22 protein-coding genes are annotated in these 24472 nt (G+C 69.9%); 14 read left to right on the plus strand and 8 right to left on the minus strand.

Annotated features, from left to right (window positions below; translation table 11 throughout):
- Window positions 1–45: 45 nt before the first annotated feature.
- Window positions 46–1083: a polyprenyl synthetase family protein gene (locus D5S19_RS16520; RefSeq protein ID WP_120024239.1), complete on the plus strand. Its 1038-nt coding sequence runs from the start codon at window positions 46–48 to the stop codon at window positions 1081–1083.
- A 12-nt stretch (window positions 1084–1095) separates the two neighbouring features.
- Window positions 1096–2652: a sunset domain-containing protein gene (locus D5S19_RS16525; RefSeq protein ID WP_120024240.1), complete on the plus strand. Its 1557-nt coding sequence runs from the start codon at window positions 1096–1098 to the stop codon at window positions 2650–2652.
- A 423-nt stretch (window positions 2653–3075) separates the two neighbouring features.
- Here the strand turns inward: D5S19_RS16525 and D5S19_RS16530 are convergent, their stop codons facing one another.
- From D5S19_RS16530 to D5S19_RS16545, 4 genes are all read right to left on the minus strand, one after another.
- Window positions 3076–4140, minus strand: a complete 1065-nt coding sequence (locus tag D5S19_RS16530) for a 2-oxoacid:ferredoxin oxidoreductase subunit beta (protein WP_120024241.1) — start codon at window positions 4138–4140, stop codon at window positions 3076–3078.
- Entirely contained in the window at window positions 4137–6062 is a 1926-nt protein-coding gene (locus tag D5S19_RS16535; RefSeq protein ID WP_120024242.1) for a 2-oxoacid:acceptor oxidoreductase subunit alpha, read from the minus strand. Before D5S19_RS16535 ends, D5S19_RS16530 begins: the two co-directional genes overlap by 4 nt.
- Window positions 6063–6391: 329 nt before the next feature.
- Window positions 6392–7153 carry an enoyl-CoA hydratase gene (locus tag D5S19_RS16540; RefSeq protein ID WP_120024243.1) on the minus strand — a complete coding sequence of 254 codons (762 nt, stop codon included), beginning with the start codon at window positions 7151–7153 and terminating at the stop codon, window positions 6392–6394.
- Between the two features lie 16 nt (window positions 7154–7169).
- Window positions 7170–7613, minus strand: coding sequence for an Lrp/AsnC family transcriptional regulator (locus tag D5S19_RS16545; protein ID WP_120024244.1), 444 nt, complete (start codon window positions 7611–7613; stop codon window positions 7170–7172).
- Between the two features lie 74 nt (window positions 7614–7687).
- On the opposite strand from D5S19_RS16545, the gene ddaH reads away from it, so the two are divergent.
- Window positions 7688–8536, plus strand: a complete 849-nt coding sequence (gene ddaH, locus D5S19_RS16550) for a dimethylargininase (protein ID WP_407641755.1) — start codon at window positions 7688–7690, stop codon at window positions 8534–8536.
- Between the two features lie 89 nt (window positions 8537–8625).
- Window positions 8626–9234 (plus strand): polysaccharide deacetylase family protein, encoded by a 609-nt coding sequence (locus D5S19_RS16555; RefSeq protein ID WP_120024246.1) that lies wholly within the window; start codon window positions 8626–8628, stop codon window positions 9232–9234.
- A 142-nt stretch (window positions 9235–9376) separates the two neighbouring features.
- On the opposite strand, the gene D5S19_RS16560 is transcribed toward D5S19_RS16555, so the two are convergent.
- The gene (locus D5S19_RS16560; RefSeq protein ID WP_120024247.1) at window positions 9377–10684 is read right to left on the minus strand and encodes a UDP-glucose dehydrogenase family protein; all 1308 of its coding nucleotides are present in this window, start codon (window positions 10682–10684) and stop codon (window positions 9377–9379) included.
- Window positions 10685–10687: 3 nt separating this feature from the next.
- The gene (locus D5S19_RS16565; protein ID WP_120024248.1) at window positions 10688–11908 is read right to left on the minus strand and encodes a glycosyltransferase family 4 protein; all 1221 of its coding nucleotides are present in this window, start codon (window positions 11906–11908) and stop codon (window positions 10688–10690) included.
- 251 nt (window positions 11909–12159) lie between these two features.
- On the opposite strand from D5S19_RS16565, the gene D5S19_RS16570 reads away from it, so the two are divergent.
- The 7 genes from D5S19_RS16570 to D5S19_RS16600 are packed head-to-tail and all read left to right on the plus strand — an operon-like array spanning window position 12160 to window position 18660.
- Window positions 12160–13410, plus strand: coding sequence for a class I SAM-dependent methyltransferase (locus D5S19_RS16570; RefSeq protein WP_120024249.1), 1251 nt, complete (start codon window positions 12160–12162; stop codon window positions 13408–13410).
- Window positions 13407–14195 carry a glycosyltransferase family protein gene (locus tag D5S19_RS16575; protein WP_120024250.1) on the plus strand — a complete coding sequence of 263 codons (789 nt, stop codon included), beginning with the start codon at window positions 13407–13409 and terminating at the stop codon, window positions 14193–14195. Before D5S19_RS16570 ends, D5S19_RS16575 begins: the two co-directional genes overlap by 4 nt.
- Window positions 14192–14842, plus strand: coding sequence for a PIG-L deacetylase family protein (locus tag D5S19_RS16580; protein WP_120024251.1), 651 nt, complete (start codon window positions 14192–14194; stop codon window positions 14840–14842). The genes D5S19_RS16575 and D5S19_RS16580 overlap by 4 nt, the downstream gene beginning before the upstream one ends.
- A 3-nt stretch (window positions 14843–14845) precedes the next feature.
- Complete coding sequence (locus tag D5S19_RS16585; protein WP_120024252.1) at window positions 14846–15874, plus strand: NAD-dependent epimerase/dehydratase family protein; 1029 nt, start codon at window positions 14846–14848, stop codon at window positions 15872–15874.
- A 4-nt stretch (window positions 15875–15878) separates the two neighbouring features.
- A complete protein-coding gene (locus D5S19_RS16590; RefSeq protein ID WP_233573977.1) occupies window positions 15879–17012 on the plus strand; it encodes a class I SAM-dependent methyltransferase in 1134 nt (377 codons plus the stop codon).
- Window positions 17009–17950, plus strand: a complete 942-nt coding sequence (locus tag D5S19_RS16595) for a glycosyltransferase family 2 protein (protein WP_120024253.1) — start codon at window positions 17009–17011, stop codon at window positions 17948–17950. Before D5S19_RS16590 ends, D5S19_RS16595 begins: the two co-directional genes overlap by 4 nt.
- Window positions 17947–18660 carry a polysaccharide deacetylase family protein gene (locus tag D5S19_RS16600; RefSeq protein WP_233573980.1) on the plus strand — a complete coding sequence of 238 codons (714 nt, stop codon included), beginning with the start codon at window positions 17947–17949 and terminating at the stop codon, window positions 18658–18660. The genes D5S19_RS16595 and D5S19_RS16600 overlap by 4 nt, the downstream gene beginning before the upstream one ends.
- Before the next feature lie 4 nt (window positions 18661–18664).
- Here the strand turns inward: D5S19_RS16600 and D5S19_RS16605 are convergent, their stop codons facing one another.
- Window positions 18665–19756, minus strand: coding sequence for a glycosyltransferase family 4 protein (locus D5S19_RS16605; RefSeq protein ID WP_120024255.1), 1092 nt, complete (start codon window positions 19754–19756; stop codon window positions 18665–18667).
- 120 nt (window positions 19757–19876) lie between these two features.
- On the opposite strand from D5S19_RS16605, the gene D5S19_RS16610 reads away from it, so the two are divergent.
- Together D5S19_RS16610 and D5S19_RS16615 are read left to right on the plus strand one after the other, a co-directional pair.
- The gene (locus tag D5S19_RS16610; RefSeq protein WP_120024256.1) at window positions 19877–20680 is read left to right on the plus strand and encodes a YveK family protein; all 804 of its coding nucleotides are present in this window, start codon (window positions 19877–19879) and stop codon (window positions 20678–20680) included.
- Window positions 20677–22206: an O-antigen ligase family protein gene (locus D5S19_RS16615; RefSeq protein WP_120024257.1), complete on the plus strand. Its 1530-nt coding sequence runs from the start codon at window positions 20677–20679 to the stop codon at window positions 22204–22206. Before D5S19_RS16610 ends, D5S19_RS16615 begins: the two co-directional genes overlap by 4 nt.
- On the opposite strand, the gene D5S19_RS16620 is transcribed toward D5S19_RS16615, so the two are convergent.
- Window positions 22199–23032 carry a glycosyltransferase gene (locus D5S19_RS16620; RefSeq protein WP_120024258.1) on the minus strand — a complete coding sequence of 278 codons (834 nt, stop codon included), beginning with the start codon at window positions 23030–23032 and terminating at the stop codon, window positions 22199–22201. The genes D5S19_RS16615 and D5S19_RS16620 overlap by 8 nt on opposite strands.
- A 274-nt stretch (window positions 23033–23306) precedes the next feature.
- On the opposite strand from D5S19_RS16620, the gene D5S19_RS32020 reads away from it, so the two are divergent.
- Entirely contained in the window at window positions 23307–24329 is a 1023-nt protein-coding gene (locus D5S19_RS32020) for a hypothetical protein (protein ID WP_158605547.1), read from the plus strand.
- Window positions 24330–24472: the final 143 nt, after the last annotated feature.

The raw sequence follows: 24472 nt of genomic DNA on the forward strand, positions 1-24472 counted from the left end.
AGGGGCGGACGAACGAGTCACTGAGAGAGCGGAGCCGACGTGTCTGTGTCTTCACCACCTCCGGGGGCGGCCCGGGATGGCGCTGTGGAGGACCTCCGCGTAACCGTCGGGCTGCCGATCGAGGACGAGCAGCTGCTCCGGTCCGTGGCGAGCGGCCTGAGCGAGGTCGAGCGTCTGCTGCGGGAGGTCGTCCGCAGCGACGTCCCGGCCGTGCACGAGGCCGCATTGCACCTGGTCGAGGCGGGGGGCAAACGTTTTCGTCCGCTGTTCGCGCTGCTGTCCGCGCAGTTCGGCCCGAAGCAGGGGGAGCAGGTGGTCATCGCGGCCGCCGCGGTCGAGCTGGTGCACCTCGCGACGCTCTACCACGACGACGTGATGGACGAGGCGACCATGCGCCGCGGCGCGGAGAGCGTGAACGCCCGTTGGGACAACACCGTCGCGATCCTCACCGGTGACTTCCTCTTCGCGCACGCCTCGCGACTGGTCGCCGATCTCGGCACGGACGCCGCGCGGATCATCGCGGAGACCTTCGGTGAGCTGGTCACCGGGCAGATGCGGGAAACCGTCGGGCCGGGCCCTGGGGTCGATCCGGTCGAGCACTACCTGACCGTGATCGCGCAGAAGACCGGGTCGCTGATCGCCACCGCCGGACGCTTCGGCGGGATGATGTCCGGCGCGGACGAGGAGCAGGTGGAGGCGCTGCGCCGGTTCGGCGACATCGTCGGCACCGCGTTCCAGATCTCCGACGACGTCATCGACATCGCCTCGCCCTCGGTGGAGCTGGGCAAGGCGCAGGGCACCGACCTGCGGGAAGGCGTGCGCACGCTGCCGATGCTGTACGCGCTGGCCGATCCGGAGTGCGATCCGCGGCTGCGCGAGCTGCTGGCCGGGCCGATCGTGGAGGACGCGCTCGTCGGGGAGGCGCTCGGGTTGCTGCGCCGCTCCAGCGGACTCGAACGCGCGCGCGTCACTCTTTCCGACTACGCTTCCCGAGCACGTGCCGAGCTCGCCGCGCTGCCCGCTTCCGCCGCGCGTGACGCTTGCGAGTCGGTCGCCGACTACCTGGTCGCGCGAACGTTTTAAAAGGGGCGCAAAATGTCCATTTTCGGGCAGGTGTGGCTGTGGAGCCTGCTGGCCTTCTTCGTCGGTGTGCTCGTTTCCTGGCTGGTACTGCTCCGGCCGGTGCGCAGACGGGTGCGGGACCTGGAGGACCAGCTGGTCAAGGCGCACGCGGACGCCGCACGCACTCCGGTGAACGCCGGGGCCACCGGTACCGCCGTGCTGCCCCCGGCCCCTGCGGAGACCCCTGCCTGGCGCCCGGACGAGGCCGCGCCCACCGAGCTGCTTCACCAGCCCGTCGGCCGTGGGTTCGAACCGGAGGCGGAGTACGAGGCGGAGTACCGCACGGCTCCCGAGCCGGTGACCGACGACGAGGTCGACGAGGCCTTCGCTCGTGCGGACGCCGAGGAGACCGGCCTGCTCGGCTTGGCGGATTACCGCGCCGCCGAGCAGACCACTGTGGCGGGCTTCGCCGCGCTGGACGGGGCGATCGCTGCCGAACCCGGCCACGCGCGGTCGGAGCCGGGCACTGTGGACGCAGGATTCGCCGGCGGGTCCATAGTGGAGCCGGAGGAGCCCGGCTATCTCGCTGAGCCGGACTATCTGACCTCAGCGGCGGACCGTGTTCCGGCCGAGCAGTCCGGGGTGGACCCGGACTATCTCGCGGCCGAACAGGCCACTGTGGAACCCGGATTCGCCGAGATCGCCCCGGAAGAGTCCACTGTGGATTCCGATGTTGTTGCGGGCAATGGGTTCTCCGGGTTCTCTTCGGATGAGCCGGTGGCGAACGGGGACGCGCCGGTGCACGAAGAGTCCACAACGGACTCGCGCGATCAGTCTGACTACCATGCCGCCGAATACCTGGTCCCGGAAGAAGAGTCCGGTAGTGGCTACCACCGGGCGCCCGAGCCGGAACCGTCCGTTGTGGAGCATCAGCCGTCGTCGGCCGGGGTGGAGCCGGATGAGCCGGTCTCGTTGTTCCAGCCTGCCGCCCGGCCCGCGGACCCGGCGCCGGAGCCGGATTGGTTCGGCGGCGGTGCGGCGGCGGAACGCTCGCCGTTCGAGGAGCCGGCTCCGGTGGGGCACCTTGAGGAGTCCGTCCCGACCGATCATCTCCGGCCCGCCGAGGGGGGCCGCGGCGAACCCGAGCCGGAACCCGTGGACGACGGTGCCCCGGGGCTGCCCAAGCGGCGGCGCCGCGAGTCACCGCGGGGCGGGTTCGACGCGCCGCGGCCGATCCAGCCGTCGATGCGGCCGGTCGAGCGGCGTGACCCGGAGCTGACCGGGGCGCACAGCGGATCCCTTTTCGAGCCGGCCGTGCGGCCGAATCAGGTCCAGCAGGCCGCTCCGCCGGAGCCGTCTCCTGCCCACCGTGGTGCGGTGGATGCGGTTCCGCCGGGGCCGTTCGGTCCGGGTTCGGCGATGCCGCGGCCCGGGGGTGGTCGTCCGGCGGACGGATTCTCGGTGAAGGCGAGCGTCACCGCGTTGCGCTACTGCACGGACGAGTCGGCGCAGTTCCCGAAGATGGTGGCGGAAGTATGGTTCCGCACCGCCGCGGATGCCGAGCGCGTCGGGTTCCGCCCGCTGCACTGACCGTCCACAAGGGTCTCTCGCGCGCGTCTGCCTGCTTTCTCAGAAGGCTGTGAAGGCTCCCTTCACGGACCCAGCGGCCAGGGCGTCGGCAAAGTCGGTGTGGAGGGCCCTGCGCAGCTGCGGAGGGCTGTGAAGGGTCCCTTCACGGACTCTGAGTCCGTCAGGGGCACCCTCACGGACCCGAAACCGGTCGGGCAGCCACGGCTCTCTCTGCTGATCACGGGTCCGCGACCAACTTTGCCGACACCCTGGACCCAGCGGCCGTGAAGGGACCCTTCACGGCACCGCCGGCGTCGTTCCGCACCGCCGCGGATGCCGAGCGTGCGGGGTTTCGCCCCTCGCAGCAGTGTCCGTAAGTGACTGTCCACTTACGACGGTGGCCGCCACCCCGGGGGATGGCGGCCACAGTGGTGCGGGAACGGCTCAGGCGACGGTCCAGGTGTCCCTGCCCCGCAACAGTGCCTGCAGATCCGGCTGCCGGGCCTCGCGCGCCTGTTCGACCTGGGCGCGGGCGCCGTCGTCGTAGGTGGGCCGTTCGACCTGGCGCAGGATGCCGGTGGGCACGTGGTTCAGGTGCTGGTCACCGAGCCGGGACAGCGCGAACGCGTAGGTGGTGTCGGCGATGGCCGGATCGTGCACGACCAGGTTCTCCTCGCCGATCTCGGCGACCTTGCCGACGTCGAGGCCGCCCCAGTCGCCGCGGCGTATGCCGTACTCGCCTTCGCTGCCGAAGCGGATCGGCTCACCCGCGCGCAACGGGATCAGCCGCTGCGCCGCCTCGTCCTTGTCCTTGAGGACATCGAACGCGCCGTCGTTGAAGATCGGGCAGTTCTGGTAGATCTCCACCAGCGCCGAACCGCGGTGCCGCGCCGCGGCTTCGAGCACCTCGGTGAGGCCCTTGCGGTCGGAGTCCAGCGCCCGGCCGACGAACGAGGCCTCCGCGCCGATGGCGAGGGAGAGCGGGTTGAACGGGGTGTCCACCGAACCCATCGGGGTCGACTTGGTGACCTTGCCCGGCTCCGAGGTCGGCGAGTACTGGCCCTTGGTCAGCCCGTAGATCCGGTTGTTGAACAGCAGGATCTTGATGTTCACGTTGCGCCGCAAGGCGTGGATCAGGTGGTTGCCGCCGATGGACAGCGCGTCCCCGTCCCCGGTGACCACCCACACCGACAGATCCGGGCGGGTGGTGGCCAGCCCGGTCGCGATCGACGGCGCCCGGCCGTGGATCGAGTGCATGCCGTAGGTGTTGAGGTAGTACGGGAATCGCGAGGAACAGCCGATCCCGGAGATGAACACGATGTTCTCGCGCTTGAGCCCGAGGGTGGGCAGGAACGACTGCACCGCGTTGAGCACCACGTAGTCGCCGCAGCCGGGACACCAGCGGACTTCCTGGTCGGACTTGTAATCCTTGGCCTTCTGCGCTTCCTCGGTCGTCGGCACCAGGTCCAGCCCGCCGAGCTGGGGGAGGCCGAGGTCGATCGTGGTCACTGAACACCCTCCGGGACGAGGTCGGTGATGAGGTCGGCGAACACGTTCTGCAGTTCCTCGGCCTTGAACGGCAGGCCCGCCACCTTGGTGTAGGAGTGCACGTCCACCAGGTACTCCGCGCGCAGCAGCAGCGCGAGCTGGCCGAGGTTCATTTCCGGCAGCACGACCTTGCCGTAGCCGCGCAGCACCTCGCCGAGGTTCTTCGGCAGCGGGTTGAGGTGGCGCAGGTGCGCCTGCGCGATCGGCATGCCCATCTTCCGCACCCGGCGGCAGGCGGCGCCGATCGGGCCGTAGGACGAGCCCCAGCCGAGCGCCAGCACGCGGGCCTCGCCGGAGGGGTCGTCGACCACCAGGTCCGGCACGTCCACCCCGTCGACCTTGGCCTGGCGCAGCCGCACCATCTTGTCGTGGTTGTCCGGGTCGTAGGAGATGCTGCCCTTGCCGTCCTGCTTTTCCAGCCCGCCGATGCGGTGCTGCAGCCCGGCGGTGCCCGGCACCGCCCACTCCCGCGCCAGCGTCTCCGGATCACGCAGGTAAGGCCAGAACTCCCCGGAGGAATCCGGCGCGTTCGGCTCGGTGGCGAACTCGACCCGCAGGTCGGGCAGGTCCGCGACGTCCGGCACCAGCCACGGCTCGGAGCCGTTGGCGATCGCGCCGTCGGAGAGCAGCAGCACCGGCGTGCGGTACTTCAGCGCGATCCGGGTGGCCTCCAGCGCGGCGTCGAAGCAGTCCGCGGGCGAGCACGGCGCGATCACCGGTACGGGGGACTCGCCGTTGCGGCCGAACATCGCCTGCAGCAGGTCGGCCTGCTCGGTCTTGGTCGGCAGACCGGTGGACGGACCGCCGCGCTGCACGTCGACGACCACCAGCGGCAGTTCGATCATCACGCCGAGGCCGATCGCCTCGGACTTGAGCGCCACACCCGGCCCGGAGGTGGAGGTGACCCCGAGGGCCCCGCCGTAGGAGGCGCCGAGCGCGGCACCGACCCCGGCGATCTCGTCCTCGGCCTGGAAGGTGAGGATGCCGAAGTTCTTGTGCTTGGACAGCTCGTGCAGGATGTCCGAGGCTGGCGTGATCGGGTAGGTGCCGAGCAGGATCTGCAGGCCGGACTGCTGCCCGGCGGCCACGAGCCCGTAGGCCAGCGCGGTGTTGCCGGTGATCTGCCGGTAGGTGCCCCTGGCCAGTTTCGCCGGCGCCACCTCGAAGGTGGTCACGAACGACTCGGTGGTCTCGCCGTAGTTCCAGCCCGCGCGGAAGGCCAGGATGTTGGCCTCGGCGATGTCCGGCTTCTTGGCGAACTTCTCCCGCAGGAAGCGTTCGGTGCCCTCGGTCGGCCGGTGATACATCCAGGACAGCAGCCCGAGCGCGAACATGTTCTTGCAGCGCTCGGCGTCCTTCTTGCCCAGCCCGGTGCCCGCGAGCGCGCCCTGGGTCAGCGTCGACATGGCGACCCGGTGCAGCTGGAAGCCCGAGAGCGTCTCGTCGGCGGTCGGGTCCTCGGCGTAACCGACCTTGACCAGGTTGCGCTTGGTGAACTCGTCGGTGTTGAGGATGATCGTGCCGCCGCGGGGGACGTCGGCCAGATTCGCCTTGAGCGCGGCGGGGTTCATCGCGACGAGCACGTCCGGCCGGTCGCCGGGGGTGAGGATGTCGTAGTCGGCGAAGTGCACCTGGAACGAGGAGACCCCCGGAATGGTGCCCTGTGGCGCGCGGATCTCGGCCGGGAAGTTCGGCATCGTGGACAGGTCGTTGCCGAAGGCGGCCGCCTCGGAGGTGAACCGGTCGCCGGTCAGCTGCATCCCGTCGCCGGAGTCACCCGCGAACCGGATGACCACCCGGTCCAGCTTGTTCACCTCGGTGGTCCGGGTGGCGGTCAGCGCAGCGGAACCGTCGCCGGTCGCGTGGCCGTTCGTCGTGCTCATGGGTCAGGGAATCCCTCTCTCCCGACGTACTGCGGCCCCGGGCCGGCCCCGAGGGTGAACGCCCGTCCGCCGCCGTCGGCAGCGGCTGCGGGCCTGCCTCCGAGGTTACTCGCCGACCTGCTCCCGGTGACCGAAGTGTGGGGTACCCGGACCGGCTCGGTCCGGCCCGGTCGCGACGGCGGGCCACCCCGGCGCAGCTCAATCCGATGGTAGAGGTGCAGACCTCGCCCTCCCGAGTGACACCCGTCTCCCACCAATGGTGCAGCCTGCACTCGTAGCTCGCTCGAACTCCAGTTTTCTCACCAGGTGAACATTGTGCGCGAGGCCGGTCAGCGGGCGCTGATCCGGGCCTTCATCGCGGCCAGCCGTTCCGCGAACGCCGGTGCTGCCAGCGATTCCAGCTGCGGTCGCAGCTCCGCGTCGACCGCGGCCGGGTGTTCGGTGAGGCCGCTGGTCAGCCGCATCGTCCGCTTCGTGGACACCAGCACCTCGCGCGGAGCGGCGACGGCCGGCGCGGCCAGCCCACGTGCGGCGCTGATCAGCGCGTCGTGACCGCCCTCGACCACCCGCAGCGCGAGCCCGGCGCGGACGGCGGTGTGGGCGTCGAGGACTTCACCGAACAAGGTCATCGCGGCGGCCTGCTGAGGGCCGAGCAGACGGTGGATCATCCAGGTCATCCCGCCGCCGGGGTGCAGTCCCAGTTCCAGGAACCGGGCGAGGAACTTGGCGCGTGGACCGGCGAGCCGGACGTCCGCGGCGAGCGCGAGATTCAGCCCGGCCCCGACTGCCGCGCCGCCGACTGCGGCGATCGTGGGCAGGCTGCACCCGGCGACCGCGAGGAACCCGGCGTACACGGAGCGGAGCCCGTCCGCGTCCGCCTCGCCGAGTGCGCTCAGGTCGGCGCCCGCGCAGAACGCCGGCGGAGTCCCGGTCACGATCACGGCGTGCACGTCTTCGTCGGCCTCGGCGCCGGCGACGGCGGCTGCCAGCTCCGCGGACAGGTCGAGGGTGAGCGCGTTGCGGCTGTCCGGGGCGTCGATGGTGAGCAGTGCGACGCCGTGGTCGTGCTCGCTGAGGATGCGGTCGGTCATTCGCCGAGCATCCCACTCACGACGGGGTCGGTGGTCGTTCCAGGAGCCGCGACAGGACGACGGTGGACACCGTCCGGTCGACGATCTCCAGGCCGCGCAGCCGTTCCAGCGCCGTTTCCAGGTGGTGGATGTCGGCCGCCCGCAGGTGCACGATCGCGTCCGCCGCGCCGGACACCGTGTAGGCGGCGACGACCTCGGGCAGCGGTTCGAGCCGGGCGCGGATCCGGCCGGGGGCCACGTTGCCCTGGCAGTGCACCTCCACGAACGCCTCGGTACCCCAGCCGAGTGCCTCGGGGTCGACAACCGCGGTGAACCCGCGCAGCACCCCGGTCTCCAGCAGCCGGTCAACCCGTCTTTTCACGGCAGGGGCGGACAAACCGACCACTTTGCCGATCTCCGCGTAGCTGGACCGCGCATTGGCCAGCAGGCAGGAAACGATTCGCTGGTCGATGGTGTTCACACGCAATGTTTAGCAGGTGTGTGCGCAGCGAACAGTGATTGATTGCGATATCGGCCCGAACTTACCCTGGTCTTATGCAGGGACCGGCCGTACCGCGGGTGCCCACTCCCCGCCAATACCTGATGTGCCCACCGCGGTACTTCGCGGTGAACTACTCGATCAACCCGTGGATGGACCCCACCCAGCCGGTCAGCGCGAAGGTCGCCCTCGCGCAGTGGACCCGGCTGCGGGACACCTATCGCCGTCTCGGGCACGCCGTCGAGGAGATCGAACCCCAGCCCGGCCTGCCGGACATGGTGTTCGCGGCGAACTCGGGCACGGTCGTGGACGGGCGGGTGCTGGGCGCGCGGTTCCGGGCACCGCAGCGGACCGCGGAGGCCGAGCACTTCCGGCGCTGGTTCACCGAGCACGGTTATCGCGATCTGACCATGCCGGAGAAGGTCAACGAGGCCGAGGGGGATCTCGTGTGGACCGGCCGGGTGCTGCTGGCCGGCACCGGATTCCGCACCGACCCGGCCGCGCACGCGGAGGCGCAGGAGGTGCTCGGCGTGCCGGTCGTTTCCCTGCGGCTGGTCGACGCGCGGTACTACCACCTGGACACCGCGCTGTTCGTGCTGGCCGAGGCCACCGACTCGGCCGTCGCGCAGATCGCGTACTACCCGGCGGCGTTCTCGCCGGGTTCGCAGCGGGTGCTACGCCGACTATTCCCGGACGCGGTGCTCGCCACCGCGGCGGATGCGGAGTGCTTCGGCCTCAACGGCGTGTCCGACGGCCGCAACGTGGTGCTCCCGGTGGAAGCACGGGCCACGGGGCTGGGGGAGCAGCTGGTCCGGCGCGGCTACGAGCCCGTCTACCTGGACATTTCCGAGCTGCGGAAGGCCGGCGGCGGCCCGAAGTGCTGCACGTTGGAGATCCGTAAGTAACGGCTCGGGTACCACCGGTCACCTCTCCGCTTGCCAATGCGATTAATCGGATGTCATGATTAATCGCGTTGGCAAGCGGAGGGGTAGGGATGATCACGTTCGCAGTGCACGGCATCGGGCGGCCACAGCGTGCGCTCGATCCAGGTGAGGACGAGCGCTGGCTGACCGTCGAGCAGTTCGACGATCTGCTCGACGTAGTCGCCACCAGTGGCGCCCGGCTGACCTTCGACGACGGCAACGTGTCCGACGTCGAGATCGCGCTGCCCCGGCTCGTCGAACGGAACCTGCGTGCGGAGTTCTTCCCGCTGGCCGGCCGGGTCGGTGAGCGCGGGTACGTCAACAGCGCGGACCTGCGCCGGCTCGTGGACGCGGGCATGCATGTCGGCTCGCACGGCTGGGACCGGCACGACTGGCGTCATCTCGACCGCGCGTTCACGGTCCGTCGCGAGCTGGACGCCGCTCCTCGCCTGCTGGCCGAGTTGAGCGGGAAGCCGGTGCGGCGGTACTCGCTGCCACCAGGGCCTTACGACCGGCGAGTGGTGCGCCACCTGCGTGCCGCGGGGGCGACCAAGGTGTACGCGGGCGGCCGGTCCCGTCCCGGGAGCTGGCTGCACTCGCGCGTCGAGGTCCGCTCGGATCTGAATGCCCGCTGGGCCGCGGGTGCGGTCACCCGGGCCGCATTCCGCTGCTGGCGGTAACCCACGAACACCGGGCCGGACAGAGATCATCGGCCAAGGTCCTGAGCCAGCGCGAAGGACCACGGCAGCAATCCGGCTCCGCCCCGCGGGCGGCACCGATTCCGACGGACGCGGGGGCCGCCGGAATCGGTGCCGTCTGCCCTCACCGCCTGCCGAGACCGGTACTGCGGAAACCGGCCCTGGCGAGCACATCCGGGTCGAGAAGGTTCCGCGTGTCGACCACCACCGGCTGCCGGGTCAGCCCGGCCAGCTTCGCCCAGTCGAGCGTGCGGAACTGCGGCCATTCGGTGAGTACCACGAGTGCGTCCACGTCCTTCGCGGCCAGCTCCGGGTCCGCGGCCACGCTGATCGGCTCCAGGCCCGGGTGCACGGTGTCCGCCGGGACCGCCGGATCGTAGGCGACGAGTTCGGCCCCGTCCTGGCGCAGCATCGCGGCCACCGCCAGCGCGGGCGAATCACGCAGATCACCGGTGTTCGCCTTGAAGGTGAGGCCGAGCAGGCCTAGCCGGGTGTGCGCGAGCGTGCCGGAACGCCGTCCGGTGACCGCGAGCCGGACCTTGTCCACGATCCGCTGCCGCTGCCGCTCGTTGGTGTCGATCGCGGCGCGCAGCAGCCGGAATTCGAAGTCCGCGGAATCGGCGATCTGCAGCATCGCGCGGGTGTCCTTCGGCAGGCACGAACCACCCCAGCCGGGGCCGGGGGTGAGGAAGGACTGACCGATCCGCCGGTCGTAGCCCATGCCCTCGGTGACGTCGGCGATGTCCGCGCCGAGCCGTTCGCAGAGTTCGGCCATCGCGTTGACGTAGGACAGCTTCATCGCCAGGAAGCAGTTCGCGGAGTACTTCACCAGCTCCGCGCTCGCGGCGTCGGTGAGCACGGTCGGCGCGCCGAGCCGGGAGTACAGCGCGGCGACCCGCTCGGCCGCGTCCTGCGACGCACTGCCGACCACGATGCGGTCCGGCTTCAGGAAATCCTCGACCGCGGACCCCTCACGCAGGAATTCGGGATTGCTCACCACGGCGACGTCGTCGCGGCCGAGCAGCTCACGGGTGCGTTCGGCGGTGCCCACCGGCACGGTCGATTTGTTGACCAGTACCGAATCCGGGGCCAGCACGTCGGTGATCTCGGACAACACGGCCTGGATCGAGCCGAGGTCCGCGACGCCGCCGACGCCCATCGGGGTCGGCACGCAGAGGAACACGATCTCGGCGTCCGGCTCGACCGCCTGTCTCGCGCCGAGTACGAAGCTCAGCCGTCCGGCGGCCACGCCCTCGGCGACCAGTTCCGCGAGCCGCGGTTCCAGGATGCCGACCTCACCGCGGGTGAGCCGGGCGACCTTGTCCGGGTCGACGTCGGCGCACACCACGTGGTGCCCGAGCGAGGCGAGGCAGGCGCCGGTGGTGAGGCCGACGTAGCCGGTGCCGATCACGGCGATTCTGCGGACGAACATTGCTCAATTCCCTTCGGCAGCACGGGCTTGGCGCAGCAGCCGGTCGTAGACCCCGACGTAGGTGCGCGCCTGCGGTGCCCAGTCCAGTTCGAGTTCGGCCCGGCGCCGGCCGCGTTTGCCGAGGTCCTCCCGGCGCTGCGGGTCGTCGAGCAGTGCGACGAGTTCGGCGGTGCAGCCCGCGGCGTCACCGGGCTCCACGAACACCGCGCAGTCGCCGGCGGAGATCGCGTTCTCGGTGAGCCGGTAGCCGACCACCGGCAGGCCGTAGGCGAGGTACTCCATCGTCTTGTTCATCGTCGACACGTCGTTGAGCGGGTTCAGCGGGTCCGGGGACAGCCCGGCCGACGCCGTGGAGAAGTACTCCGAGATCTGCGCCGGGCCGACCCGGCCGGGCAGATCCACGTACTTGTCCATGCCCAATTCGGTGCATTGGCGGCGCAGCTCGGCCAGGCAGTCGCCGAATCCGAGCACGGCGAATTGCACGTCTTCACGGCCGTGGTCGAATACCGTGCGGCGGGCGACGTCGAGCACCACGTCCACCCCGTCCTGCGGACCCATGATGCCGAGCCACACGACCAGATGCTGCCGCCCGCGGCGCAGCTCGGGGACGGGCCGGCCTGGCTTCATCACCGTGGTGTCCGGGCCGGAGCGCACCACGCTGGTGTTCTTCTCCGGTACGCCGCCGCGTTCGATCGCGATGCGCTGATAGGAGGTGTTGGTGGAAATGACGTGGTCCGCGGTGCGGAAGGTCATCCGTTCCAGCCAGTAGAGACCGGCCAGCTGCAGGCGGGAGCCCCGGCCTTCCGGTTCGCCGAAGCGGGACCGGAACACCTCGGGGTTGAGGTCGTGGTGGTCGAAGACGAACTTGACCCCGCGCCGCCGCCACAGCCGGGCCAGTGCCCAGTAGGTGTCCGGCGGGTTGCAGGCCTGCATTACGGCGAAAGGCTTGCGCCGCCACACTTTCCGGCTCAGTCTCGCGGTGTGCAGCCAGGACAGGGCGAACTCCAGCGCGTAGCCGAGCAGCCCGCCCGCGGGCGGGGGCGGCGAATACTTGTACAGATGCACTCCGTCAAGTACTTCGTAACCGGGATCTCCTTCGCCACGTGGGCAGATCACCGAAACCTCGTAGCCGGCTCCGGTCAGCGCGCGGCATTCCAGCCACACCCGGCGATCGAGCGGTACCGGTAGGTTCTGAACGATGATGAGCGCGTGGGGACGCGGCATGACGGCCTCTCTTGCAGACGGTCGACGCTCTTAGTTCGCTGGTTCGCCCGGCTCCGTTACCCGAATCCGCAAAGTGCGGCCTGCCGGCGCAAGCCGCTGCGTCAAGTGGTGTGCGGGAAACCTGACCGGCCCGGTTCTCGTCGCCGATTTTCCGGAAATACCACGGGAATTCCGGGGCCGGGCTGTAACGAACACCCCCGCGTGGAGCGAATACCGGACGAAACCAGGCCACCTCCGGAAGTGGGCACCCCATGCTGACCTGCCGACTGTGCGGCTCCGAGCGCCTCGCAGACGTGGCCGACCTCGGCGCGACCCCGCCGTGCGAGCGGTTCCTGACCGCCGCGCAGCGCGACGAGCCCGAGCAGACCTACCCGCTGCACCTGCGCGTGTGCACGGAATGCTGGCTCTCGCAGCTGCCGCCGCTGATCACCCCGGAAGAGACTTTCACCGAGTACGCCTATTTCTCGTCCTATTCCTCCTCGTGGGTCGAGCACGCGGAACGGTTCGTGTCCGGCGCGGTGCAGCGGCTGGGACTCGGTGGCGATTCCTTTGTCGTGGAGGTCGCCAGCAACGACGGCTACCTGCTGCAACACGTGGTGCGGCAGGGGATCGGCTGCCTGGGCATCGAGCCGTCGGGGAACGTCGGGCGTGCCGCCCGCGAGCGTGGAGTGCCGACGCTGACCGCGTTCCTGGACGAAGCGACCGCCGAAAGGGTGCGGAAAGCACACGGGCCGGCGGATCTGGTGGTGGCCAACAATGTCTACGCGCACATACCCGATGTGCTCGGTTTCACTCGCGGGCTGCGCGGCCTCGTCGCGGACGACGGGTGGGTCTCGATCGAGGTGCAGCACCTGCTCACGCTCATCGAGCTGACCCAGTACGACACGATCTACCACGAGCATTTCCAGTACTACACCGTCGCTTCCGCGCAGCGGGCACTCGCGACCGGCGGCCTGGCCGTGGTCGATGTGGAGCTGCTGCCCACACACGGCGGTTCGATCCGGCTGTGGGCAAGACCGGTCGCGGTCGCCGGGGAGCCGAGCACGCGGATGCTGGACGTGCTGGCCCGGGAGAAGGCCGCAGGGCTGCACGAACAGTCCGGCTACGCCGAGTTCGGCCGCCGGATCGCCACCGTGCGCCGGGAGCTGCTCGGCTTCCTCGTCCAGGCGGCGGAAGAGGGCCGCACCGTTGTCGGGTACGGCGCGCCGGGCAAGGGCAACACTCTGCTGAACCACTGCGGCATCCGGCCGGATCTGCTGGCCTACACGGTGGATCGCAACCCGTACAAGCACGGCCGGTACACCCCGGGCACCCGGATCCCGATCCTGGCGCCGGAGCGGATCGCCGAGGACCGGCCGGACTACGTGCTGGTGCTGCCGTGGAACCTGCGGGCGGAGCTGACCGAGCAGCTGGCCTACGTGGCGGAATGGGGAGGCCGGCTGGTGTTCCCGATTCCGCGGCTGGAGGTCGTCGACCCGGCGCGGACGGAGGTTTCGCGATGAAGGTAGTGCTCTTCTGCGGTGGTTACGGCACCCGGATGCAGAGCGGCCCCGGTGACGTGCCGAAGCCGATGCAGCTGGTCGGTCCGCGGCCGTTGCTCTGGCACGTGATGCGGTATTACGCCCACTTCGGGCACCGTGATTTCGTGTTGTGCCTCGGCTACGGGGCGCAGCACATCAAGAAGTTCTTCCTCGACTACGAGGAGAGCGAGTCGAACGACTTCGTGTTGCAGGGCGGTGATCTGGACCTGCTGTCCACCGACATCTCGGACTGGCGGATCACCTTCGTGCACACCGGGATCAACTCGCCGATCGGGGAACGGCTGCGCCGGGTGCGGCACTGCCTCGAAGGCGAGGAGATCTTTCTGGCCAACTACGCGGACGTGCTCACCGACGCGCCGCTGCCGGACCTGATCGATCGGTTCGCCGCGGCGGACGCGGGCGCGTCGATGATGATCGTGCCGCCGCCCGCGACGTTCCACTGCGTCGAAGTCGGGGCGGGCGGGCTGGTTTCGGGCATCACGCCGGTGAGCGAGATGCCGTTGTGGGCCAACGGCGGGTATTTCGCCCTGCGGCAGGAGGTGTTCGACCACATCCCGGAGAACGGCGATCTGGTCGCCGACGGCTGTGCGGAGCTGGCCAAACGCGGCCGCCTGCTGGCCTACCCACACCGTGGCTACTGGCGCCCGACGGACACCATCAAGGAGCGCGCGGCGTTGAACGAGGCGTACGCGCGGGACGAAAAGCCTTGGGCGCTTTGGGAAAACGACCGGGTAGTCGCCGGATGACCGGCTTCCGGCCCGCCGGCCTGGCCAAGCTCGCGATCCTCGGCGCGCACTGCGACGATCTCGCGATCGGCGCGGGCGGTACGTTGCTCACGATCTGCCGGTCGCGTCCCGGTATCGAGATCGAGGCGCTCGTGCTCTCCGGCGGAGGAACCGAACGCGAGGACGAGGAACGGGCCGCGCTGGCGGCGTTCTGTCCTGGCGCACGGCTTTCGGTCACCGTGCTGAAGCTGCGCGACGGGCGATTCCCGGCACAGTGGGAAGAGGCCAAGGAAGCGGTGGAGGCGCTGCGCACGCGGATCGAGCCGGATCTCGTGATCGGCCCCCAGGCCGAGGACGCGCACCAGGACCACCGAGCGCTGGCGAAGCTGATCCCCACGGTGTTCCGCGGTCCGCCGTCGCTGGGCTACGAGATCGTCAAGTGGGACGGCGACCTTGGGAAACCTTCGGTCTACCAACGGCTTTCGCCGGAGAACGCGGAGCTGAAGGTCACGCTGCTGCACGAGCACTACCCGTCCCAGCGGCACCGGCCCTGGTACGACCGGGAGGCTTTCCTCGGGCTCGCCCGCCTGCGCGGTATCGAATGCCAGGCGCGGTACGCGGAAGCCTTCCATACCGGCAAACTCACCCTCGACCTCGCGGGAGACTGATCGATGCGGGTTCTGCTCACCGGACACCAGGGCTATCTCGGCACCGTGATGGCCCCGGTACTCACTGCGGCCGGGCATCAGGTGACCGGCCTCGATTCGGGGCTGTTCGCCGATTGCGTGCTCGGCACGCAACCGGACGATCCGCCCACCATCGCCGCCGATCTGCGTGATGTGACCGTGGATCAGCTCGCCGGGTTCGACGCGGTGATCCACTTGGCCGCGTTGTCGAACGACCCGCTCGGCTCGCTGGAGCCGGACATCACTTACGAGATCAACCACCACGCGTCGACGCGGCTGGCGCGGCTCGCGAAGGAGGCCGGGGTCGGCAGGTTCCTCTACGCGTCGACCTGCTCGGTGTACGGCGCGGGTGGGGAGAACCTCGTGAACGAGGACGCGCCGCTGCGCCCGGTCACGCCGTACGCGGAGTCGAAGGTGCGGGTGGAAGACGATCTCGTCGAACTCGCGGACGGCGACTTCTCCCCGGTTTTCCTCCGCAACGCCACGGCGTTCGGGTTCTCTCCGCGGCTGCGTGCGGACATCGTGGTGAACAACCTCGTCGGTCACGCGGTCCTCACCGGTGTGGTGCGAGTGCTCTCGGACGGCACGCCGTGGCGGCCGCTGGTACACGCCGCGGACATCGCCGCCGCGTTCGCCGGAATGCTGGACGCGCCGCGAGAGGCTGTGCACGCGCGGGCGTTCAACGTCGGGACCGAGCAGAACAACCTGCGGGTTTCGGAAGTGGCGGAAGCGGTCGTGACGGCCGTGCCCGGTGCGGAGCTGCTGATCACCGGGGAAGCGGGCAACGACCCGCGTTCCTACCGCGTGGACTTCTCCCGGATCCGGGCCGCCCTGCCCGGTTTCGACTGCCAGTGGTCGGTGCCCGCCGGTGCCCGCGAGCTGGTCACCGCCTACCGCGAGCACGGGCTCACGCAGGAGGCGTTCGACCGGCGGTTCACCCGGCTGGCCTGGCTGCGCCAGCGCGGCGACAACGGCAGTGTCAACGCCGCGCTGCGCCCGGTCGGGGTCGGCTGAGGTCGTGACCAGTCCGGCGGTACGACCGCTGCCCGGCCCCGCGGCCGAGCCGTTCCAGTGCCGGCATTGCCGTGGCACGACCGGCGAAGTGGTGCTGGATCTCGGCGAGCAGCCGGGGTGTGAGCAGTTCGCCGAGCCCGGGGATCCCGGGCCGGATCCGGTCTTCGGTCTGCGGATGTGGTGGTGCGCGGGATGCGGGCTCGCCCAGCTCGCCGAGGATCCCGGGCTGCCGGAGACGGTGCGCGGAGTGGAACCGGAGGCGATGCGGAACCAGGCCGCGAAGGTGTTGTCGAGGCTGTCCGCGGAAGGCTGGATGCGGGCGGGGCAGACGGCCGTGGAATTCGGTAGCCCGCATGGCAGTGCCTGGCTCCCGAAGGTGCTCGCGCGCGGCCTGATGCGTGCGTCGGAACGCGCTGATCTGGTCCTGGACGTCTATGGCCTGCTGCACGAACCGGATCAGGAGGAAGCACTGCGGCGCCGTGCCGAGCAGCTTGCTCCCGGTGGCCTGCTGATGCTGCAACTGTTCAGCCTCGGCAGTGTGCTGAAGCACGGGCAGTGGGACGAGCTGCGGCACGGGCACTATGCGTACTGGTCGCTGCCCGCGCTGGACCAGGCATTGCGTCGGCACGGACTCGGGATCCACCGTGCGTGGTCGTACCCGCTGGCCGGTGGCACGGCGGTGGTGCTGGCCACGCATGATCCGCAACCGGACAAGGAAACCGAGGCGGCGTGCGCAGAAGAAGTCGCGGCCGGCGTCACCGATCGCGACGCACTCCGCGCGTTGCAGGATCGGGCCGACGCCGACGCGGCGGCGCTGCGTCGCTGGCTCGAGGATCGGCCACGGCGAGTCATCGGTTACGGCGCCGCGTCCCGTTCGGTGCCGTTGCTCTGCCACGCCGGGGTCGACGTCGAGCTGCTGCCCGCAGTCGCCGACGCTTCGCCGGACAAGCAGGGCCGGCGGATCCCGGGCACGCGGATTCCGGTCATCCCGCCGAGTTACCTGGCCGCCGGGCAGCCTGCCGATATGGTGCTGCTCCTGCCACAGCTGCTTGACGAGGTACGGCGGACCTGGCCGGAGATCGAGGCCCACGGCGGCCGGTGGATCAGCGTGAACGACGTCTTGGCGGGGCGCACATGAGCGCGCCGGAGCTGTCGGTGTTGATGGTCACCTACAACGCCGCCGCACATGCCGAACGGACGCTGAGTGCGTTGACCGGCCCGGCGGCGCCTGCCGTGCCATTCGAGATTCTGGTGAGCGATAACGGTTCCACCGACGGGGCAGCAGAGGTCGTGGACCGCGTGGCGGGTCCGGGCACCGTGGCGCGGCTGGGCCGGAACACCGGATTCGCGTACGCGGTGAACCGGGCGGCCGAGCGCGCCTCCGGGCGGTACCTGTTGCTGCTGAACCCCGACGCCGAGCCGAAACCGGGTGCGATCGACGCGCTGCTCGCGCACCTGCGTTCAAATCCGGCGCACGGCATCGTCGGCGGACGCACGCTGGACGTCGCCGGGAAGCTGGAGCCACGCAGCTGCTTCGGCCGGATCACGCCGTGGAGCCTCACCTGTTCTGCGCTGGGGCTTTCCGCGCTGGCCAGAGGATCGCGGCTGTTCGATCCGGAAGCGCTCGGCGGCTGGGCGCGCGATTCAGTGCGGAATGTGGACGTCGTGTCCGGTGGGTTGCTGCTGCTGAGCCGGGATCTGTGGGACCGGCTCGGCGGGCTGTACGAGGGATTCCGGATCTACGGCGAGGACCAGGACCTGTGCCTTCGGGCGCGGCAGCTCGGCTGCCGCCCTTCGATCACGCCCGCGGCCGAGGTGGTGCACGACGTCGGCGCGTCCTCCGGCGGAGACGTCTCCGGCCGGGACGTCCTCGTACTGGCCGGGCGGGCCGGGGTGATCCAGCGGCATCTCGGGCCGTGGCGGGGCTACGGGCTGTTCGCTTTGCGGCTGGGAGTCGGGCTACGGGCGGTGGCGGAGCGGATCCTGCGCCGCCGTCCACGGTGGACAGTCGTATGGCGACGACGGGAAGAATGGGCTTCAGGATGGCCGGGAACCCGGGAGCCGGTGAGCGCGTGAAGAAGGTGCTCAAGGCAGCAGTGCGCTCCGGTACCGGCGCGATCGGTTCGGTTCGCGCGGTGCGCACCACGCAGCCCCACGTCGTGCTGACCTTCGACGACGGCCCGGACCCGGTGGGCACGGAACGAGTCCTGTCGACGTTGGCGGAGCACGCCACGACCGCGACGTTTTTCGTACTGACCGAACGTGTCGCGCGTTTTCCGCGGCTGCTCGCCGAGACCGTGGCCGAGGGGCACGAGATCGCCCTGCACGGCTTCGATCACTGCCGGTTGACGCGGTTCCGCTCCCGCGAAGTCGTCGCCCGGGTGTCCGGGGCACGACGGCAGCTCGAAGACACGCTCGGCGCGCCGGTTCGCTGGTTCCGGCCGCCGTTCGGCGCGCAGACCCCCTCGACCTGGCGAGCCATCCGGCGCACCGGCCTGGAACCCGTGATGTGGGGGCCGACCGCGTGGGACTGGCTCGACGAACCGGTGCGGGATCTGGCCGCCCGCGCGATGGAAAGACTCGTGCGAGGGTCGATTCTGCTTGCCCACGACGGCTACGCCGGTGATCCGGAGCAGCCCTCCGGGATCGCGCCGACCTTCGACCGGGGCGAGCTGACCGCAGCGGTGCTGGAGGGCATCGCCGAACGCGGATTGCGGGGCGTCTCCCTGGCCGATGCGCTCGCGGCCGGAGGCACCGCTGAACGGTGGGCCTGGTTCCGGCGCTGACTCTTCAGCTGAGTTTCGCGGCCACGGTCAGGACTTCCGTGGCCGCCCGCGACCAGCCGGCATGCTCGATCACCGCCGGTGCCTGGCGAACCGTGCGCTCCCGCAGCTCTTCGTCCGCGAGCAGCTCGGCGATCAGCGAAGCCAGCTCGGCGGGGTCCTCGGAGGTGACCAGCCCGCCGTTCTCGCCGGGCCGGATGATCTCCGGCATCGCGCACCGGTCACGACCGACGCACGGCAGGCCGTGGGCCAGCGCCTCGGTGAAAGCGATCCCGTAACCCTCGAAGTGGCTGGGCAGCACGAACAAATCGTGCGTCGCGTACAGCTCCCGCACCTGATCGAGCGGGATCCGGCCGAGGAAGCGCACGCCGTGGGGGATCGGGCCGGGCATCGGCCACTGCGCCGGACCGGCGATGGTGAGTTCGAGTTCGGCATGCCCGTCCCGGCGGAGAATTTCCCACGCGGCCACAACCTGGGGCCCGGCTTTCGTGGTGAAATCCTTGCCCACGAACAACAGCCGCTGCCGCCCGCCGGCCGGGCGCGCCTGGGGCTCGCCCGCGGGCAGCACATTGCAGCCGGGGTTGACCACGTGCACTTTGTCCGCGGGCAGCCCGGTCACCCGGACCAGATGCCCGGCCAGCCACTCGCTCATCGCGAGCACTCCGGCCGCCCCGGCATAGATCTCCCGCTGGCGTTCGGCCAGTTGCTCGATCCGGGTGGCGGACAGATGGGGGAAATGCCGCAGCTGCCGCTCTTCGCGCAATAAGTCGAAACTCAGGTCCTGATAGACCAGATACGGTCCGCGTAACCGGGCGAGATCACCGATCTGCAGGACAACGTCGCAGCCCGCGGGCGTTTCCGCCCGGCGCAACCGCTGCTGGACCAGCGCCTGAGTGAGCCGATGGTGTTTCCAGCCGCTCACCCAGCGTCCCTCGTGCCGCCGCGCCGCAAGCGCTTTCAGCGCCAGCCGCGCGGGCCGGGGCCAGTCCAGCCCGAGGTCGGTGACCGTGGTCTGCTCGCGCAACGCGGCCCGCAACTGCCACGGAGTATGCGACCAGGTCGGCTGCGGCGGGTCGTCCCATGCGCACGCGAATCCCATTTGGGGGCCTGCGACACCAGACAGTGACCCTTCTCCTGTCACGTTCGGGCTGCTTTCATCGATTGACACAACGAGGCGGGGCGGGCAGATCCATCCTCGCGGGTTGCGGAAGGACGGTCAATGGACCTTTTCGGGATTTTCCGGATCGCGCTGCGGCGGTGGTACGTCCTCGTAGCCGCGCTGCTGGTGACCGGAGTGCTCGGGTTCGTGGCCGCGGGCCAGGTCGCCCCGAGCTACTCGATCAGCGGCGTGCTGGTGGTGAACATCCCGTACGCCCAGGACGAGGCCGCGACCGCGCGGCTGGCGGGAAACCCGTATTACGACACGCGCACCGCCGCGTCGGTGATGGGCTCCATCGCCGATTCGCCGGACGTGCGGGACGTGGTCGGGCGCGGCGGCGGCAGCGCGGACTACGTGGTCAATGTGGACAGTGGACGGCCGTTGCTGCTGATCACCATCACGGCGAAGAGCCAGCAGGCCACGCTGAGCACCTACTCGCTGCTGTGGAAGGAACTCGAGCGCCGGATGCAGACGCTGCAGGACGCCAAGCAGATCCCCGGCCAGTTCCGGGTGACCGTGGACGACGCGTTGCAGCCGAAGGAAGCGGCCGTGTCCACCGGCAGCCGGTCGAAGGTGCTGATCGCCGCGCTGGCCATCGGGGTCGTGCTCGCGCTCGGGCTGTCGGTGTACGTCGACTACCTGATCCGCCGCAGGCAGCTCCGCGCGGCCGAGGCGGCCGAGGAGACGGATGCGGACTCGCCCGAGAAGAAGGTGGAAGACCAGAAGGCAGCCGAGCAGCCGGATCGCACCGAGGCGTCGTGGGCTGATCAGCCCACCCGTCAGCTGCGCCCGGTGCGCAGCAACCGCACCGACGGCGACGCGGTCCGGGTGGGCTCGCCGGGTAAGGGCGAACGTCCGCGGTGAGCCTTCTGCAACGGCCTGGGCTGCGTACGCGCCTCGGGCTCGGTGAGTTCATCCCGATCGAGCGGAGCATCGACCGGCACCCGTGGCTGAGTGTTCTGCTGCTGGGCGGCGGTGTGCTCGCCGTGTGCGCGCAGGTCTTCGTCCCGGATCTGGCCTTCCTCGTCCTCGCGATCACCGCGTTGCTGGTCGGCTACATGTTCTCCCCGAAGGACGAGGTCACCGGGCTCACCCTGCTGCTGTCGGCGACTTTCCTGTTGCCGGCCAACCTGGTGATCGGCCCGCTCGGCCAGGCCGGGGTGCCGAGCGGACTGTTCGCCACCGCGTTGCTGCTGGTGTGGTTCTGCCTGCGGTGCGCACCCGATCTCGGGACCGACCGCCAGTTCCAGCCGCTGCGGGTCGTGGTCATGTTCGCGGTGGTGAGCCAGCTGGCCAGTTACGCCGCCGGGCAGATCCGCGGGCTGAGCCCGCTGGAAGCCTCGGGTGCGAACGCGGGCCTGCTCGGCGAGCTGGGCGCGATCGGCGTGCTGCTGTTCACGGCGGACACCCTGCGCGACATCCGCTCGGTTCGCCTGGTGCTGAGCCGGGTGACGATGGGGGCCGCGGTCCTCGCGTTCGTCGCGGCACTGCAGTTCTTCAGCGTGATCGATCTGGCCAAGCTGATCCGGCTGCCCGGCCTGACCGTGCACGCGTCGACCGCGGACTTCGTGCAGAGCCGCGACGGGTTCAATCGGGTGGCCGGGCTGGCCACCCACCCCATCGAGTACGGGGTGGTGCTGAGCATGGCGCTGCCGCTGGCTCTGCACCTGGCCGTCACCGCGAGGCGGCACCGCCCGGCGAGATGGCTGATCGTGGTGATGATCGCGGGCGGGATCCCGTTGTCGATCGGGCGTTCGGCGATCCTGGCCACCGCCGTCGCGTTGCTGATCTACCTGGGTTCGCTGCGGTTGCGCACCCTGCTGAACCTGCTGCCGTTCGCGGTGGTCGGCCTGATCGGGGTCCAGGCGGCCGCGCCCGGCCTGCTCACCAGCATCAAGGGCCTGTTCACCAACGCGGGGACCGATCCGAGCATCGAGGGGCGCACGGACGACTACGCCGCGGTCTTCGGTATCTGGCAGCATCATCCGTTCTTCGGCATCGGGCCGGGCACCTATGTGCCGAAGCTGTATCGGGTACTGGACAACGAGTATCTGTACGAGCTGGTCACCGTGGGGGTGGTGGGGCTGGCGGTCGGGCTCGCCCTGTTCGCGACCGGCTATTCCCTGGCGCGGCGGGTGCGCCGCAGCGCCCCCGATCCGGATGCCCGCGGGATGGGACAGGCGCTGGCCGGTTCGATCGCGGCGGCCGCGGTGGCCGCGTTCACCTTCGACGCCTTCGGTTTCGCGATCATGTTCATCACGACCCATCTGCTGATCGGGTGCGCGGCGGCGCTGTGGCGGGTCTCGGTGCGGGACGTCCCGGAGGCCGAGCGGCTGCCCGCGGGCTGGCTTCGCCGCCTCGCGGACCGGCGGCGATGGGCTGCTACTTGACGGAGCCTCGGTCGGTACCCCAGGAAACGCTCTGGCCGCGGACCCGGCGAACCAGATCGAGAGCGCGGACGATCAGGCTCACCGCGACGAACACGGCCGCGTCCAGCGGCCGGACGGCTCCCGTGCGGACCAGCTTGGCCACGGCGCCCGGCCCGGCGGCGCCCGTGGCGGGTGGCAGACCCATCGCGGCCAGCTGACGATTGCCCGCCCCGACCCGGATCCGCCGGCGGATCATGGCGCGGATCGTGCGGACCGGGGTCACCGCCACTTCCACTTCGGGCAGGATGATTCGCTCTTCCGCGCCGATCCGGCGTGCCACGTAACCGTCGTCGGCGATGAGACTCTCCGGCAGTGGAAAGACGCGCGCGTGTCCGGCCGCGGAGAGCACGTAGACGCCGCGGCCTGCGCTGCTGTCGCGAACACCGGGCAGCTGCTGCCAGGCCGAGAGGTAACGGCGCACGAGCCACGACGCTTCGCCGGTGCGCAAGCGCAGGCTCGGCGCGGCGAGTAGCGCGCCCGATTCGGTCAGTGCTTCGCCGAGCCGCAGCAGACCGGCGGCGTCGATCGCCACGTCCGCATCCACGTACGCACGCGGGAACGTGGTGCAGCTCTCGTCACCGAGATTCAGCGCGTTCGCTTTGCCCGGCGTGCTGGTTTCCAGCACCACGTCGCCGGGGCCGATGGCCGCGCGCGCGGCCTGTGCGGTGCGGTCGGCGCAACCGTTGGCCACGACCACGCACCGCACTCGGCGCGGCCCCGCCGACCACCGGCGAATCGCCTGCCCGACCACGGATTCCTCGTTGTGCGCAGGGATCACCACGTCCACCGGGCCAGCCTAGGGAAGGCCACCGCGGCCGCGGAAGGCGGCCGGGGACACAGGTTGATCAAAATCCGGTGATCATTTTACCGAAAACCGCCGGGAAGATCGTCTCACCTGGAGGTGAAAAGATCAATTTCTGCATTCTGTGCGCCGCTTCTTCGGATGATTCCGGAGATGTTTCCTTGCCAGCGGGGACGCGATTGTGCATAGTCTTCCGTGGTCCATTACGAAACTATCTCGATAGCATTTCGGTCCGTTCGAACTTGGAGGTGAGGCGCTCGTGCGCCGCATCCTTGTCTCCGCGGGAGCGATGGCTGTCGTGCTGACTGCCGCGTTCGTCGTGCTTCAGCTCGGCAGTGCGCCCCGCCACCCGGCCGCGCAGGTCGCCGTGGCGGACGCCGCCTGGCACCGGCCGTCGCAGCATCGCGGCCTGTGCACCGACCCCGCGAAAACCCCCGCCACTGCTTCCCCCGCCCCTTCCCCGTCCTCGTCCCCGACCCGCCCGCCCGCCACGTCCAGCGCACCCCCGGCGACTGCGACGGTCGCGGCGCCGCCACCCGAGCGTTCCGATACTCCCGGCGGATACGGCGTGCCCGCCGGCACCGCTCTCAAGAGCGTGCAGAACCTGACCGCCGATCAGTCCGGCCAGGTCCTCGACGCGCTCGACGTGCGCGGCACGATCACCGTCACGGCCCCCGGCGTGACGATCAAGCGCAGCAAATTCACCGGTACCGGCCAGGATTGGGCGGTACGCACCACCGGAAACGGTTCCGTGCGCATCGAGGACGCCACGTTCACCGGTGATTACCAGGACGCCGCGATCAGCTACCACAACTGGAGCGCCACCCGGATCGACATCTCCGGGATGAGCAACGACGGCGCCAAGGTCGGCAACCACGTGTCCATCACCGATTCCTGGATCCACGACTTCACCCCGGCCGGCGGCGCGCATGCCGACGGGCTGCAGGTGGTCGAGGACGTCGGCGACGTGGTGATGAAGAACAACAAGATCGACATCGGCAAGCTGACGGGAGTCAACGCGGCGATCTTCCTCTCCCCGGACATCGGTCCGCAGAACCCGTCCGCCGGCCCGATCGTGGTCGACGGCAACACCCTCGGCGGTGGCGGCTACACGTTCTACAGCGTGAACGGCCGGGACGGCGCCACGTTGCAGGATGTGTCGGTGACGAACAACAAGTTCCTCAAGAACGCGATTTTCGGCCCGGTGTATCCGAGCGAATTCGTCGCGAAGACGGTGTCCGGCAACACTTATGCCGATGGCAGCACGCTGAAGATGCCGTAGTGGAGGTCCGTGAAGGGTCCCTTCACGGACTCTGAGTCCGTCAGGGGTCCCTTCACGGACCCGAGACCGGTCTGGCAGCCACGGCTTTCCCTGGTGGCCACGGGTCCCCGGCCAACTTTGCCGGGACCCTCCCCACGGGTGGC

Source organism: Amycolatopsis panacis (assembly GCF_003600245.1).
GTDB lineage: Bacteria > Actinomycetota > Actinomycetes > Mycobacteriales > Pseudonocardiaceae > Amycolatopsis > Amycolatopsis sulphurea.